At 71.1% G+C, this 14,462-nt stretch carries 15 protein-coding genes; 8 read left to right on the top strand and 7 right to left on the bottom strand.

Annotated elements, in window-relative coordinates:
* Positions 1-199: 199 nt before the first annotated feature.
* The 3 genes from IF46_RS0101220 (at position 200) to sepH (ending at position 3,898) form a co-directional block, all read left to right on the top strand.
* Positions 200-1,306 (top strand): citrate synthase 2, encoded by a 1,107-nt coding sequence (locus IF46_RS0101220; RefSeq protein WP_030486376.1) that lies wholly within the window; start codon positions 200-202, stop codon positions 1,304-1,306.
* A gap of 202 nt (positions 1,307-1,508) precedes the next feature.
* Positions 1,509-2,636 (top strand): phosphoserine transaminase, encoded by a 1,128-nt coding sequence (gene serC, locus IF46_RS0101215; RefSeq protein ID WP_030486375.1) that lies wholly within the window; start codon positions 1,509-1,511, stop codon positions 2,634-2,636.
* A 185-nt stretch (positions 2,637-2,821) separates the two neighbouring features.
* Positions 2,822-3,898: a septation protein SepH gene (sepH, locus tag IF46_RS0101210; protein WP_030486374.1), complete on the top strand. Its 1,077-nt coding sequence runs from the start codon at positions 2,822-2,824 to the stop codon at positions 3,896-3,898.
* 55 nt (positions 3,899-3,953) lie between these two features.
* On the opposite strand, the gene IF46_RS0101205 is transcribed toward sepH, so the two are convergent.
* The gene (locus IF46_RS0101205) at positions 3,954-4,649 is read right to left on the bottom strand and encodes an alpha/beta fold hydrolase (RefSeq protein ID WP_084597708.1); all 696 of its coding nucleotides are present in this window, start codon (positions 4,647-4,649) and stop codon (positions 3,954-3,956) included.
* A gap of 32 nt (positions 4,650-4,681) precedes the next feature.
* On the opposite strand from IF46_RS0101205, the gene IF46_RS0101200 reads away from it, so the two are divergent.
* The gene (locus IF46_RS0101200; protein WP_232233897.1) at positions 4,682-5,173 is read left to right on the top strand and encodes a MarR family transcriptional regulator; all 492 of its coding nucleotides are present in this window, start codon (positions 4,682-4,684) and stop codon (positions 5,171-5,173) included.
* A 14-nt stretch (positions 5,174-5,187) separates the two neighbouring features.
* Here the strand turns inward: IF46_RS0101200 and IF46_RS0101195 are convergent, their stop codons facing one another.
* From IF46_RS0101195 to IF46_RS0101180, 4 genes are all read right to left on the bottom strand, one after another.
* Positions 5,188-5,697: a hypothetical protein gene (locus IF46_RS0101195; protein ID WP_030486371.1), complete on the bottom strand. Its 510-nt coding sequence runs from the start codon at positions 5,695-5,697 to the stop codon at positions 5,188-5,190.
* Positions 5,698-5,785: 88 nt separating this feature from the next.
* Complete coding sequence (locus tag IF46_RS0101190) at positions 5,786-7,069, bottom strand: MFS transporter (RefSeq protein ID WP_030486370.1); 1,284 nt, start codon at positions 7,067-7,069, stop codon at positions 5,786-5,788.
* A 72-nt stretch (positions 7,070-7,141) separates the two neighbouring features.
* Positions 7,142-7,591: a MarR family winged helix-turn-helix transcriptional regulator gene (locus IF46_RS0101185; RefSeq protein WP_030486369.1), complete on the bottom strand. Its 450-nt coding sequence runs from the start codon at positions 7,589-7,591 to the stop codon at positions 7,142-7,144.
* A gap of 115 nt (positions 7,592-7,706) precedes the next feature.
* Positions 7,707-9,185, bottom strand: a complete 1,479-nt coding sequence (locus IF46_RS0101180) for an NCS2 family permease (RefSeq protein WP_030486368.1) — start codon at positions 9,183-9,185, stop codon at positions 7,707-7,709.
* Between the two features lie 88 nt (positions 9,186-9,273).
* Between IF46_RS0101180 and IF46_RS0101175 the strand changes: the two genes are divergently transcribed.
* Positions 9,274-9,519: a DUF2530 domain-containing protein gene (locus IF46_RS0101175; RefSeq protein ID WP_030486367.1), complete on the top strand. Its 246-nt coding sequence runs from the start codon at positions 9,274-9,276 to the stop codon at positions 9,517-9,519.
* 36 nt (positions 9,520-9,555) lie between these two features.
* Here the strand turns inward: IF46_RS0101175 and IF46_RS0101170 are convergent, their stop codons facing one another.
* Complete coding sequence (locus IF46_RS0101170) at positions 9,556-10,395, bottom strand: DUF3027 domain-containing protein (RefSeq protein ID WP_030486366.1); 840 nt, start codon at positions 10,393-10,395, stop codon at positions 9,556-9,558.
* An 87-nt stretch (positions 10,396-10,482) separates the two neighbouring features.
* Between IF46_RS0101170 and IF46_RS0101165 the strand changes: the two genes are divergently transcribed.
* The 3 genes from IF46_RS0101165 to IF46_RS0101155 all read left to right on the top strand — a co-directional run bounded on the left by IF46_RS0101165 (position 10,483) and on the right by IF46_RS0101155 (position 14,102).
* Positions 10,483-12,084 (top strand): MFS transporter, encoded by a 1,602-nt coding sequence (locus IF46_RS0101165; protein WP_030486365.1) that lies wholly within the window; start codon positions 10,483-10,485, stop codon positions 12,082-12,084.
* Positions 12,081-12,731 carry a futalosine hydrolase gene (locus tag IF46_RS0101160; RefSeq protein WP_030486364.1) on the top strand — a complete coding sequence of 217 codons (651 nt, stop codon included), beginning with the start codon at positions 12,081-12,083 and terminating at the stop codon, positions 12,729-12,731. Before IF46_RS0101165 ends, IF46_RS0101160 begins: the two co-directional genes overlap by 4 nt.
* A 522-nt stretch (positions 12,732-13,253) precedes the next feature.
* Positions 13,254-14,102, top strand: coding sequence for a 1,4-dihydroxy-6-naphthoate synthase (locus IF46_RS0101155; protein WP_030486363.1), 849 nt, complete (start codon positions 13,254-13,256; stop codon positions 14,100-14,102).
* Here IF46_RS0101155 and IF46_RS0101150 read toward each other — a convergent pair.
* Positions 14,063-14,449, bottom strand: coding sequence for a cold-shock protein (locus IF46_RS0101150; protein ID WP_030486362.1), 387 nt, complete (start codon positions 14,447-14,449; stop codon positions 14,063-14,065). The genes IF46_RS0101155 and IF46_RS0101150 overlap by 40 nt on opposite strands.
* Between the last annotated feature and the right edge of the window lie 13 nt (positions 14,450-14,462).

The raw sequence follows: 14,462 nt of genomic DNA, 5'->3' as shown, positions 1-14,462 counted from the left end.
AGCCCGCCCTGCCCAGTCTCACCGAGCGGGGCGGAGAATGCGCGTCCGGGGATGTCGTGTGCAGCACAGTCGCAGCGGGTCGCGGATCCCTTACTCAGCAGGCAGTATGTTCCGAACACATCCCTGAGGGTCGCCTAAGCGCTCGGCTGATCGGGCCGGATGAGCGATCGGGCGCACCGACCAGATCCAGGAGAGCGACATGGCCGATTTCAAACCCGGGCTGGAGGGCGTCGTCGCCTTCGAGACCGAGATCGCCGAACCTGACCGTGAGGGCGGCGCGCTGCGCTATCGCGGAGTCGACATCGAGGATCTGATCGGCCAGGTGTCGTTCGGCAACGTCTGGGCGCTGCTGGTCGACGGCCGGTTCGGGCCGGGCCTGCCGCCGGCGGAGCCGTTCCCGGTGCCGGTGCACTCGGGTGACATCCGCGTCGACGTGCAGTCCGCGGTCGCCATGCTGGCCCCGTACTGGGGTCTCAACCAACTGTTGGACATCTCCGACGAGCAGGCTCGTGAGGATCTCGCCCGGGTCTCGGTGACCGCGCTCTCGTTCGTCGCCCAGTCCGCTCGCGGTCTCGGCCTGCCGGCGGTGCCGCAGAAGGAGATCGACAAGGCGCAGACCATCGTCGAGCGCTTCATGAAGCGCTGGCGTGGCGAGCCCGACCCACGGCACGTCAAGGCCGTCGACGCGTACTTCATCTCGGCCGCCGAGCACGGCCTGAACGCGTCCACCTTCACCGCGCGCATCGTCGCCTCCACCGGTGCGGACGCGGCTGCCTGCATCTCCTCCGGCATCGGCGCCCTCTCCGGCCCGCTGCACGGCGGTGCCCCGTCCCGGGTGCTCACCATGCTGGAGGCGGTGGAGCGCAGCGGCGACGCCGAGGGCTACGTCAAGGGCGTCCTCGACCGCGGCGAGCGGCTGATGGGCTTCGGCCACCGGGTCTACCGTGCCGAGGACCCGCGCGCCCGTGTGCTCCGGCGCACCGCCAAGGAGCTGGGCGCGCCGCGCTTCGAGATCGCCGAGGCATTGGAGAAGGCCGCCCTCGCCGAGTTGCAGGCTCGCCGCCCGGACCGGGTGCTGGCCACGAACGTCGAGTTCTGGTCGGCCGTGGTCCTGGACTTCGCCGAGGTGCCGGCACACATGTTCACCTCGATGTTCACCTGCGCCCGGATGGGCGGCTGGAGCGCGCACATCCTGGAGCAGAAGCGCCTCCAGCGGCTGGTCCGCCCGTCCGCCCGCTACCTGGGCCCGGAGACCCGCAAGCCGTCCGACGTCGAGGGCTGGGCCGCCATCCCGCACGGCGTCTGATCTACACGAGGGGGCCCCTTCTCGATGCCTGGCATCGAGGAGGGGCCCTTCCGCATGTCGACCGAGCTGATCGCGCCGGTGTGGCGAAGGACTCAGACTGACCGTCGGGACCCCGCCCATCGCCGTCCGGCCCGGGTGCGAGGATGAGGGTCGGCAGTGTCGCCGGGCCCGCCCTCGCCCTTGCGGAAGGATCTTCAAGACCGTGGCTGACGCACCGATCATCCGGATTCCCGATGAGATCAAGCCCGCCGACGGACGCTTCGGCTGCGGCCCGTCCAAGGTCCGCCCGGCGGCGGTGTCCGCTCTCGCCGAGGTCGCAACCACCTACCTCGGCACCTCGCACCGGCAGAAGACGGTCCGTGACCAGGTGGCCCGGCTGCGCTCCGGCATCGCCGAGTTCTTCTCGCTGCCCGAGGGGTACGAGGTCGTGATCGGCAACGGTGGCACCACCGCGTTCTGGGAGGTCGCCACCTTCGGCCTGATTCGCGACCGGGCCCAGTTCGCCAGCTTCGGCGAGTTCGGCGCCAAGTTCGCCAAGTCGGTCAAGGACGCCCCGTTCCTGGGTGAGCCGACCGTCCGCAAGGCCGACGCGGGCAGCGCGCCGACCCTGGTCGCCGAGTCCGGCGTGGACGCGTACGCGACGCCGCAGAACGAGACCTCGACCGGTGTGGCCGTCGGAATCAGCCGGGTGGCCGGGGCCGACGAGGGCGCGCTGCTGCTTGTCGACGCGACCTCCGGCGCGGGTGGCCTGGAGGTCAACGTCGGCGAGACCGACGTCTACTACTTCGCCCCGCAGAAGTGCTTCGGCTCCGACGGTGGCCTCTGGCTGGCTCTGATGTCACCGGCCGCACTGGACCGGGCCGCCGAGATCAAGGCGTCCGGGCGCTACATCCCCGCCTTCCTCGACCTGGTCACCGCGATCGACAACTCGCGGCTGGAGCAGACCTACAACACCCCGGCGCTGGCGACCATCTTCCTGGCCGCCGAGCAGACCGACTGGATGAACGCGCAGGGCGGCCTGGCCTGGGCGGCCAAGCGCACCGCCGAGAGCGCCGCCGCGGTGTACGGCTGGGCCGAGCGGTCCAGCATCGCCACCCCGTTCGTCACCGACCCGGCGCTGCGCTCCAACGTGGTCGCCACCATCGACTTCGCCGACGGGGTCGACGCCACGGCGATCGCCAAGGCGCTGCGCGCCAACGGCATCGTGGACACCGAGCCCTACCGCAAGCTCGGTCGCAACCAGTTGCGGGTGGCGCTCTTCCCGGCCGTCGAGCCGGCCGACGTCGAGGCGCTGACCGCGTCCATCGACTACGTGGTCGAGCGACTCTGAGCTTCGTCACGGTCGGTGTCCGTTGGGGCCTCCACGGACACCGACCGTGATCATCGCCGCAGCTCAGTCACGACATGCGGGGTGTCGCTTCCCCCACCCCGAGGCAGATGCGCGTACGGTGGTCCGAGACGCCTGGGTGGCCGACTCGTGGCGTGCGGCCAGCGAAGCGGGACGGAGGCAACGCTATGCGCCCAGTACGCTTCGTCGCCCTCTCCGAGGACGGCCAGGCCCTGGTGCTCGCCGACGAGGTGGGGCGACTTCTCGCCCTGCCGATCGACGAACGCATCGCCGGCGTGATGCACCCCGAGCCGGGTGCCCCGCCGCTCGCGGTGGCACCGAGCACCGTCGATCCGATTCCCTCACTGTCCCCTCGGGACATCCAGGCCCGCATCCGCTCCGGTGAGTCCGCCGAGGACGTCGCCCGCATCGCCGGGGTTCCGGTCGACCGGGTGCTGCGCTATGCCGGCCCGGTGCTTCAGGAGCGGGCGATGCTCGCCCAGCACGCCCGTCGCACCCGCCTCAAGGGTGCGGAGAAGCCCACCCCCCTCGCCGAGGTGGTCAACGGCCGGCTGAGCCAGCACGGCATCGACACCGAGAAGATCTCCTGGGACGCCTACCGCCGCGACGACGGCACCTGGCGGATCATCGCCACCTGGCCGTCCGGCAAGGCCACCGCGCAGGCCATCTGGGACATGGACAAGGCCCGGCAGGTGGTCACGCCGCACGACGACATGGCGCAGTACCTGTGCGCTGAGCGGCCCACGCCGATCCTCGGCCAGGAGCCGGCACCGGAACGGACCGGGCACGCCCTGCCTGGGCCGTCGCGGGGCGAGCCGAGCCGTGGTGGGCACGGGTTGCCTGCCGCGTCCGAGCACCCGCGTCCCGGCCGCGATCCGATCCGGGCTGGGCGGGATGCGCTGCTCGCCTCACTGGACCGCCCGCTCGGCGGCTCGTCGGGTCGCAGCCTTGAGCCGCGTACCCCGGCTGCTCTTGCCGGGTCGGACGCGCCTCGGCAGCGGCCGGTCGGCGGCGGTGCCGCCGCGCTGCTCGGCGGTGGCCAGGGGTCGGCCTTCGACGACGACTCGGACGCACCCAAGGAGGTGCCGGCCGTGCCGTCGCTGGCGGTGCTGCGACCGCGACGGACGGCCGCCGCGGCGGCGTCCGGCGAGTCCACCGATGCCAACGGCAAGCCACGCAAGCGGCTCCCGAGCTGGGACGACGTGCTCTTCGGCAGCGGCCCGGCCGCACGCGAATCCTCCTGACGCTTCGCGTTGACGGGTGACCTTTCCGCCACCCGTCATCGCGAGCGCGAGGGCCTCACCGATTGTTTTCAGCGCCCTCGTGATGAGGGGCGGCGACCTCGCGTACGGCGTCGGCGATGGCGCGGAAGTCCTTCTTGAGGATCGCACCATGGTTGCTGGCAACCTTCGCGGCGATCTGGATCTGCGGGTTGCGGACGGTCACCGCGTCGAGGCTGGCACGGATCTTCTCCTGCTCGTCACCGCGACTGCCGAGGGACGTGCCGGAGGCGACGACGTAGCGCACCGGGACGGTGATGCCGTCCAGCACGGGGCCCAACTCGCGCTCGCGGGAGAGTCTGCCCAGCTCGATGTTGCTGTCCGCCATCTGTTCGGCATTCATCCGTGGGGTCAGACCGGTCGGGCGCAGCAGCGGCATGAACAGGTTCATCCGTCGGAACATCTTCCGAATCCGTTGCTCCATGGCCTCGTCGAGCCAGTCGTGCGGGAACGCGCCGTCGACCAGGACCGCGCCGAGGGCACGCTTCGGGTTGCGGCCAGCCCAGTGCGCTCCGACGACCGCCCCGTAGGACCAGCCCACCACCAGCGCTCGGTCGACGTGCCGGGCCGCGAGGACGGCGTCGACGTCCCGGACGGCCGCCTCGAACGAGTAGTCGGCTGAGCGCTCCGACTTCCTGCCGCGCGGATCTGGCCCACCGCGCCACCGAACGCCGCGCCCACCGGCGCAGGCCCGCCACCCGGGGGGCGGTCGCACTCCCTCAGGAGCACGGGCGAGACGCCGAGGCCGTGGCCGAGTACGAGGAGACGTTCACCACCGTCCTCATGGCATCGGGTCTGACCAAGATGGCGGCCCGGGTGTTGACCTGCCTGTTCACCACCGACTCGGGCAGCCTCACCGCGTCCCAGCTCGCCCAGCGCCTCCAGGTCAGTCCGGCGTCCATCTCCAAGGCGATCACCTTCCTGGAGGGCCAGAGCCTCGTCCGCCGCGAACGCGACGAACGCCGCCGCGACCGCTACGTCGTCGACGACGAACTCTTCTACCAGGCGACGATCGCCAGCGCCCGGGCCAACGACCAGCTCGTTGAGACCGCGAGGAAGGGCGTCGCCCTGCTCGGCCCGCAGACCCCCGCCGCCGCCCGCCTGGAGAACATCGCCCGCTTCCTCGACTTCATCAGCGAGAGCATCGTCCGCGCCGCCGAGCAGGCCCGCGAAGTGCTGCACACCAGATCTCAGGCAACCACCCAGGACACCGCGCAGCCAGAGCCAGATCGCAGCTAGCCACTCGGGTGTGGTCAGCGGTGCCGTTGCCGGTGCCCGGCCCGAGCGGCCGGCAGGGACAGGCCCGCCGCGTGCAGCACACCCTCCACCCGGACCCGCTCGATCTCCTGATCGACGCCCTCCAACTCGGCGAGGTGCTCGGTGATGCCGAGCGCCCGGCAGGCAAGGCGTAGCCGATCGTCGTACGCCTGGAGCAGCGCACTGTGCCAGACCATCGACCGGCCGGTGCCGCCGAGCCGCTGACCGCCGAGACGGCGCAGGTCGGCGGCGAGCTGCTCCAGGGGTCGACGGTCGGTGCGGTCGAAGTCGCTGAAATCGATGTCCCGGGTCAGCGCGTCGGCCTCGATGGCCCGGTCGAGACGCGCGATCGTGCGTCTCTCCCGTCGACGCTCACGCCACTCGGACCACCCGCAGACCACTCGGTCGAGGATCTCGTCGTAGCAGAAGAGCAGGGCGAACGCCGCCGGCAGAGTGGCCATGGCGAGGAACGCCAGGGCCAGCATCAGCGCGCGTCCGACTCCCACACATCGACGCTAAGCCCCACCGTGCCACCCCGCCAGCGATTTGGCCGCATCCGCGCAACGGGACGCGGCCCGGCTCCGGCGGTAAACCTCAGCAGTCGGTGGAGGTGACGTAGAAACGGGGCATCGGCAGCACCCGGAAGCGCAGCCGGGCACCGGAGTGGCGCAGCTGCCAGGTGAGCGCGACCAGCGCGGCAGCCAGCGAGATGAGCCCACCCATCCAGATGCTGGCCCCGGCGCCGTAGTGCTCCGCGACCCAACCGATCAGCGGCGCGCCGACCGGGTTGGTGCCCAGGAAGACCAGCACCCACAGGGCCATCACCCGGCCCCGGAAGGCCGCGTCCACGCCCATCTGGATCCGCTGGTTGGCGGCCTGGGCGAAGAAGACCATGCAGAAGCCGGTCGGTACCAGCAACACCACGACCAGCCAGTACGCCGAGGAGAGGCCGACCAGGGTGCCGAAGCTGGCACAGGCGATCGCCGCGCCGAGGACCAGCCAGACCGACGGGCGGCTACGCCGGCCGGTGCCGCTCAGCGCGCCGCCGAGCGCGCCGACGGCCAGCGCCGTGCTGAACAGGCCGAACGAGGCAGCACCGGTGTTGAAGACCGTCTTCGCCAACGCGGCCAGGGTGAGCTGGAAGTTGAACAGCGACATGCCGATCACCGACATCATCGCCATCGGCATCAGCAGATCGGGGCGCCGCCACACGTACCGCAGACCGTCGACGACCCGGGCGGACGCCCGCTCGTCGCGCGGTAGGAGGGCGTCGCGGTGCAGTTCGGTCGTACGCATACGGACCACGTTGACCAAAGGCGCAACCGAGCTGAGGGCGGTGAAGAGGAAGACCGGGCCGACGTCGAACGCGGCGATGGCCAGGCCGGCGACGGCCGGGCCGACGATCCGGGCGGAGTTGAACACGGCGGCGTTCAGCGACAGCGCGTTGGGCAGCAGTGACGTGCCGACGAGTTCGGAGACGAACGCCTGCCGGACCGGGGTCTCCACGGCGTTGGCCGTGCCGAGCAGCGCGGCGAAGGCGAAGACGTGCCAGAGCTGCACCAGGTCGGTGAGGACCAGCAGGGCCATGCCCAGCGCCAGCAGGCTCCAGAAGGTGTTGGCGGCGAACAGCAGCACCCGCTTGTCGTACCGGTCCGCGAGTCGCCCGGAGAGCAGGGTGAGCAGCAGCACCGGAGTGAACTGACAGGCGGTGACCACGCCGAGCGCGGTGGCCGAGTTGTTGGAGAGCTCGAGGACGAGCCAGTCCTGGGCGATGAACATCATCCAGACGCCGATCAACTTGATCAGCTGCCCGGATGCGAAGAGGCGGTAGTTGCGGACCTGTAGGGACTGGAACATCGTGCTCAGCTTCGCCTGCACTCTTGGTGCGCCTCCTCTGGCCGTACGCGTCATCGACAGGTGACGGCACGGACCCGGTGGCGCGGGTGCGGCTCAGGCGCGAGCGAGCTGCTGGAGAATCTCGGCGGCCCTCTGCAGGGTCTCCCGTTCGTCCTCGTCGAGCGCGGCCAGCCGGTGCGCCAGCCACTCGTCGCGGGCCCGCTCGAACTGGTCGAGCACGGCCTGCCCTCCCTCGGTCGCCGCGAGGATGACCTGCCGCCCGTCGGTCGGATGGGGTGTCCGCCGCACGAGGCCGCGGTCCTCCAACTTCCCGACGATCTTGGTCATCGTCGGCGGCTGCACCCGCTCCACATCGGCCAGCTCCCGGGGTGTCATCGCACCCGCCAGCCGCAGGCTGGTGAGCGCGGAGACCTGGGTGACCGTGAGGTCGCCGACCGGTCGGGCCTGTCGGACCCGCCGGTTGAGTCGGGTGATCGCATCACGCAGCTGGGGAGCCAGCTGCGCCGGTGGCACGCGTTCCGCCGTCACCGTCCGCTCCGTCACAGTAGTTAGCTTAACTAATGAGCATGGCTAACGACATCCGTTATGACCAGGCTCACGAGGGGGATCATGATGGTACGGGCGGGGAATCCCGATCGACTCCCCGCCCGGACCTGCGTCAGAGCACCAGGGACTCGATCGGCCCACGCAGGAAGTACAGCACGAACAGCGCGGCCACTCCGTACAGCAACGGATGGACCTCCCGGGCCTTGCCCCGCGCCAGCTTCACCACCACGAAGGTGATCAGACCGGCCCCGATCCCGTTGGAGATCGAGTAGGTGAACGGCATCAGCACGATCGTGAGAAACGCCGGAATGGCGATCTCGTAGTCGGACCAGTCGATCGTCCGCACCGCGGTCATCATCAGGAAACCGACCACCACCAGGGCCGTCGACGCCGCCTCGAACGGCACGATCACGACCAGCGGCGCCAGGAACATCGCGAGCAGGAAGAGCGCGCCGGTGACCAGGTTGGCCACCCCGGTCCGCGCACCCTCCGCGACACCGGCGGCGCTCTCGATGTACGACGTGTTGCTGGAGGTGCTCGCCGCACCGCCGGCCGCAGCGGCGATCGAGTCGACAAGCAGGATCTCCTTGGCCTTCGGCGGGGTGCCCTGCTCGTCGAGCAGGCCGCCCTCCTGACCGACCGCGACCATCGTGCCCATGGTGTCGAAGAAGTCCGTGATCAACAGCGTGAAGATGAACATCAGCACGACCAGCCAACCGGCCCGGCCCCACGAGTCGAGCACGTTGAACTTGCCGAGCAGCGACAGGTCCGGCAGGTCGACCACCGTCGTCGGCAACTCCGGCACGTTCAGCGACCAACCCTTCGGGTTGGGCTTACCGTCGACGAACGACGGGCCGATGTTGCCGACCGCCTCCACGATCACCGCCAGCACCGTCGAGGCGAGGATGCCGATCAGGATCGCGCCACGCACCCGACGGACCACAAGCACCAGCGTGATCAGCAGGCCAACCACGAAGACCAGCGTCGGCCAACTCACCAACTTGCCGCCGATGCCCAGCCCGACCGGCACGGTGGTGTTGGCAGCGTCCGGGATGCGCCGGACGAAACCGGCGTCCACCAGGCCGATGATGGTCAGGAACAGACCGATGCCGACCCCGATCGCGGTCTTCAGCTGGGTCGGCACCGAACGGAACACCGCAGTCCGCAGACCGGTCAGCACCAGCACCGCGATGATCAGACCCTCGATCACCACCAGGCCCATCGCGTCGGCCCAGGTCATCTCGGGGGCGATCTCGTACGCCACCAGGGCGTTGACGCCCAGACCGGCGGCGAGCGCCAGCGGGAACCGGCCGACCACACCCATCAGGATGGTCATCAGGCCAGCGACCAGCGCCGTCGCGGCAGCGAGCGCGGGAATCGGGAGGCTCTTGCCGTCACCGTCCAGGGCCCCGCCCAAGATCAGCGGGTTGAGCACCACGATGTACGCCATCGTGAAGAAGGTCGCCAGGCCGCCGCGTACCTCACGACTCAGCGTCGAGCCACGGGCGGAGATCTCGAAGAACCGGTCGAAGCCGTTACGCGGGTGAGCGGGGTTGGGAGGTGTGCCGTTCTCGGGCGGCGCTACTGCCATCAGGTCCTCGCAGGTGATCTTCCGGTTGTCGCGCGCATCGTCCCAGATCGTCGGCGGGCAGGGGAAGTAGATCCCGTACGCTTGCCGAATGCCGAACGAGCAGCCACCGCGGCCCGCACCACTGGATCCGCCGATGGTGCCGTTCGCCCTCGCCGGGTTGATCGCGTGGGCGATCGCCGGGCTGGTCCTGCTGATCTTCTTCCGGGGCTGGCTGACCGAGCACGATCACCAGAACTGGCTCTGGACCTGCCTCGCCGGTTTCCTGTGGGGTTTTCCCGGCCTCGCCGTGATGATGCGGCACGACGCCAACCGACGCCGCCGCCGCGCGAGGTGACCTGGCCACCGCGCCGGAGCACTCCGGCGCGGACGATCAGGAGTGCCCGTACGGCTCCGCCGGCTCAGCGGCCTCCACCGAGCCGGGGGCCCGGCTGACCGACATGGCCTCCACCGCGCTGTCGTCGTACACCGTGGGAAGCTCGTCGACCGCGGTCTCGGCCGCCTCGATCAACGTCTCGGAGTGGGCGCCGCAACCGTGGTCGGCGCTCACCACCCGGCCGTCGTCGGGGGCGTAGAAGTTGCCGCACGCGCCAAAGGACTGCCGCATCGCACCGGCCAGCGGCAGGTAGAAGCCGCAGGTGCCGCAGCGTGCGGCGGCCGGCGCGGCGGTCGAGATGGCCGCGGCGGGGCCGTGGTCACCGTCGTACCAGCGCTGCGCGGTGTCGATGCGGCCCTCCCGGGACAGCACACGCGCGCGTCCGAGGCCCAACTCCCACGCCGTCTCCTCGACCGCCGGGTCGTCGGAGAGCAGGTAACCGGGGACCAGTCGATCGTCGTCCGGCGAGGTCGGGAGCAGGTCGCCCGGGCCCAGGTCGCCCGGCTTGAGCCGCTCCTGCCAGGGCAGCCAGCCCGGCGCGAGCAGCGCGTCCGGGCCGGGCAGCAGCACCGTCTCGCAGATGGTCACCGTCTTGCTGCGCGGCACCCGGGTGACGGTGACCGCCCAGCGCCAGCCGCGGTAGCCGGCGAGACGGCATTCGAAGTAGTGGGTAACCAGTCGATCACCCTCGGCCACGACCTGCAGGTGGTCGCCGACATCGTCGGCGTCCACCTCGGTGATGCCAGCGCGCGCCACCTCGACGGCAGCGGCGCAGACCTGGTCGAGACGGGCGGCACGGGTGGAGACGGGCCTGGTCACCTGACCATTGTTCCCCATGCGCTTCGCAGGGGTGACAGGGACTCCCGGGAACCTTTCCCAGCGGTGGTGCGGCATACCCGGATCGGATGGGCGAGGATGGTGCACATGCCGTCGTACTCCCGCTCCGGGCGATCCGTCCTCGGGCGGACCGTCGGCACCGGCATTCGCGCCATCCGTCTGCTGTTGCGTGGTTCGGTGGGCAGCGGCCGCTGGGTGACCCGTCGGGCCGGTCGAGCCCGCGCCCGAGGCGCCGGCGGCGAGGTCGGCATGGTTCGCCTGTTCGACCTGCACGCGCTCTCCTGCGCCGGTGACACTCTGATCGCCATCGGCCTGGCCGGCACGATCTTCTTCAACGTGCCGCTCGGCGAGGCCCGCAGCAAGGTCGCGCTCTACCTGCTGGTGACCATGGTGCCGTTCGCGATGCTCGCCCCCGTGGTGGGCCCGCTGCTGGATCACTTCCGGCACGGCCGGCGGTACGCGCTGGCCGCGACGATGCTCGGCCGCGCCTTCCTGGCCTGGTTGATCTCCGACTACATCCACGGCTTCGGGCTCTATCCGGCGGCGTTCGGGGTGCTCGCGCTCTCCCGGGCGTACGGCGTGGCCCGCTCCGCGGCGGTGCCCCGGTTGTTGCCGGAGGGCCTCGGCCTGTCCCAGGTGGGCGCCCGAGCCAGCGTCTACGGCACGGTCGCGGGTGCGCTGGTGGCGCCGATCGGGTTGGCCGCGTTCTGGTTCGGGCCGCAGTGGCCGCTCCGCGTCGCGTCGGTGATCTTCCTGGTCGGCATGGTGATCTCCCTGCGGCTGCCGCCAAAGGCCGACTCGGAGCCACCGGAGCGGGTTCCCCGGCCACTGCGCGCGCTGGGCCGCCGCCGCGGCGATCGGCCGCTGGGCCGGGGTCGACCGTCCGGCCGGCTGGTGATCGCGACTCTGATCGGTGCCGCGGCGCTCCGCGCGCTCTACGGCTTCCTGCTGCTCTTCCTCGCCTTCGCGATAAAGAAGGGCGACCTGACCACCGTCGTGTTCGGCCGGGATCTGGGCGCCGAGTGGGCGTTGGGCGTGGTCGGCGGCGCGCTCGCGATCGGCAGTTTCCTGGCCACCGCCATCGGCACCCGACTGCGCATACATCGACCTACCGCCATCCAGTCCAGCAGCATGATCATCGTGGCTGGCGTGGCAGTGCTCGCCGTCATCCAGTTCTCGCTGGTGATGGTCGCCCTGCTCTGCCTGGTCGCCGCGCTGGTCAGCGGGGTAGCGAAGCTGGCCGTGGACGCCTCGATCCAGGAGCGCATCCCGGAACGGCTGCGGGCCAGCTCGTTCGCCCACTCCGAGACGGTGCTGATGCTCGCCTTCGTCGCAGGTGGTGGGCTCGGGCTGGTGCCGTTCAATGGCCGGATGGGCATCGCCGTCGCCGCCGGGTTCGGCGTACTGGCCGCGATCCGGGGTGTGCTTGTCGCCGCCCGGCTGCGCGGCGAGAAGCTGGCCGGCCGGCCGCTCGGCGACGACGAGCTGACCGAGGAGGAGCCGGCGGACGAGCCCGGGGATCCCACGCCCACCTCGCCGGCACCAGCCCCGGCCAGCTCCCCGCAGTACGACGACCCGAGCCTGGCCCCGCCGGGCTACCACATCTACCGCCCGTCGTCGGCGGTCGGCGGCCCGGGTGGCGGGGCCGACGACGACACCCGTCGCGAGTCTCCCGGCTCACTCTCGTGACCGGCCTGCTGGTGGTGACGGCGGTCCCCGCCGAGGCGGACGCGGTCCGCGCCGGGCTGACCGACCACACCGTGACCGTCACCCCGATCGGGGTGGGCCCGGCCGTCGCCGGTGCCGCCACCGCCCGGTTGCTGGCGCTGGCCGAGGCCGCCGGCAGCCCGTACCGCGCGGTGGTCAGCGCCGGCGTGGCCGGCGGCTTCACCGGGCGGGCCGAGGTCGGCGACACGGTGCTCGGCACCGTCAGCATCGCCGCCGACCTGGGCGCCGAATCGCCCGACGGTTTCCTCCCCATCGACGAGCTGGGCATGCCGCCCGCGCTGCTCGGTGCCGGCAGCAGGGTGCCGGCGGACCCGGGCCTGCTGGCGGCGCTGCGGGCCGCCCTCCCGACGGCCACGACCGGCCCGGTGCTCACGCTCAGCACCGTCACCGGCACCGCCGCCAGCACCGACGAGCTGCGCCGGAGGCACCCGGAGGCGGTCGCCGAGGCCATGGAGGGGTACGGCGTGGCAGTGGCCGCAGCGCAGGCCGGCGTGCCCTTCGCCGAACTGCGCACCATCTCCAACCCGATCGGCCCCCGCGACCGGGACGCCTGGCGGCTGCGCGAAGCCCTCACCGCCCTGACCGCAGCCGCTCCGGCACTGCGCTGAACGGCCTCCGCCGACCCGGCCAGGCTCAAGCAGCGAGCTATCAACACCCTGCGTCAGGCTGTGGATAACGCTGTGGACAACCACCGCGAGCGGTGGATGACCTACTCCCGCAGGCAGCCACGCTGACCTGGACCGCTTCGGATCCATCATCTCGTCGGGTAGCAGCGGCGCTGGCCATGACCGGGTTGCCACTCGGCAGACCGGACGCCAGGACCGACGCTCGATTCGCGTCCGGACGGCCTTGTCCTGATGAGCGCGATGACTGGTAGTCATCTTGATGACTCACAGTCATCGCGCTCATTGCTGCGATTCCTCCCAGCCGACCCCACCGTTGCGTGGAGAGCCGTCAGCGGGTGAAGCAGCGGGGCTGGATGCGGCCTGCGGGCATGCCGAGGGCGAGTAGCCGTGCCCGCGCGTCGGCCAGCTCCACAGGGAGAGTGGCGCGGTCACGGTCGCCGGTCGCGGATCACAGTCGCGGGGTGGGCACGCAACCCGGGCGGAGGGCGGGGCTACCGTGAGGATGTGGCGCTCTCTCTGGCGATCTCGCCCTGCCCCAACGACACGTTCGTCTTCCACGCGCTGGTGCACGGGCGGGTGCCCGGCGCGCCACCTGTCGAGGTGACGTACGCCGACGTGGACGTCACCAACACGGCGGCCGAGCGGGGCGCGTTCGACCTGGTGAAGGTGAGCTTCGCGGCGCTGCCCTGGCTGCTCGACGACTACCACCTGCTGCCCTGCGGCGGGGCGCTCGGTCGCGGTTGCGGCCCGCTGGTGCTCACCCGGGGCGACCGCGACGGCGGCCCGGACCGCACCGACCTCACCGGTGCCACGGTGGCGGTGCCGGGCGACCGGACCACCGCGTACCTGCTGTTCCGGCTCTGGTCGGCCGGGCGACCGCCGGCCCGGATCGAGGTGGTTCCGTTCCACGAGATCATGCCGGGCGTGGCGGCTGGGCGCTACGACGCGGGGCTGGTCATCCACGAGGCCCGGTTCACCTACCACCGGCACGGCCTGAGCGCCCTGGTCGACCTCGGCGAGTGGTGGGAGGCCGACACCGGCCTGCCCATCCCCCTCGGCGCGATCCTGGCCCGCCGTGGCGCGGTCGACCCGGAGGCCGCAGCCGGCTGGGTCCGCGAGTCGGTCCGGCAGGCCTGGGCGGACCCGGCGGCCAGCCGGGAGTACGTGCTGGCGCACGCCCAGGAGATGGAGACCGACGTGGTGGACCGGCACATCGGCCTCTACGTCAACGAGTTCACCGCAGACCTGGGCGATGCTGGCTTCGCCGCGGTGGCGGCACTGCTCGATCGGGCCGCCACCGCTGGCCTGGTGCCTCAGACCTCCAGCTCGCGGGCCACCGCGTGGACCAGCTGAGCGATCTTCTGCGCGGACTTCTTGTCCGGGTACCGACCCCGGCGCAGGTCCGGCTGGACCTTCGCCTCCAGCACCTTGATCATGTCTTCGACCAGGCCGTGCAGCTCCTCGGCCGGCCGACGGCGCAGCTCGGCCATCGACGGCGGGGCGTCCAGCAGCTTGACTCCCATGGCCTGTGCGCCCCGGCGGCTGTCCACCACGCTGAAGTCGACCCGCTGGCCACCCTTGAGGTCGGTGACACCCGCCGGCAACGCCCCCTTGGGCAGGAACACGTCGCCGCCCTCGTCACTCGTGACGAAGCCGTATCCCTTGGCCGTGTCGTACCACTTCACTCGACCCGTAGGCACCTGAAAACCCCTG

It is taken from the genome of Micromonospora chokoriensis, from assembly GCF_000718555.1.
Classification (GTDB): domain Bacteria; phylum Actinomycetota; class Actinomycetes; order Mycobacteriales; family Micromonosporaceae; genus Micromonospora; species Micromonospora chokoriensis_B.
Note: the sequence above shows the minus strand (reverse complement) of the source record. Positions and strands in the feature narration are given on the sequence as shown.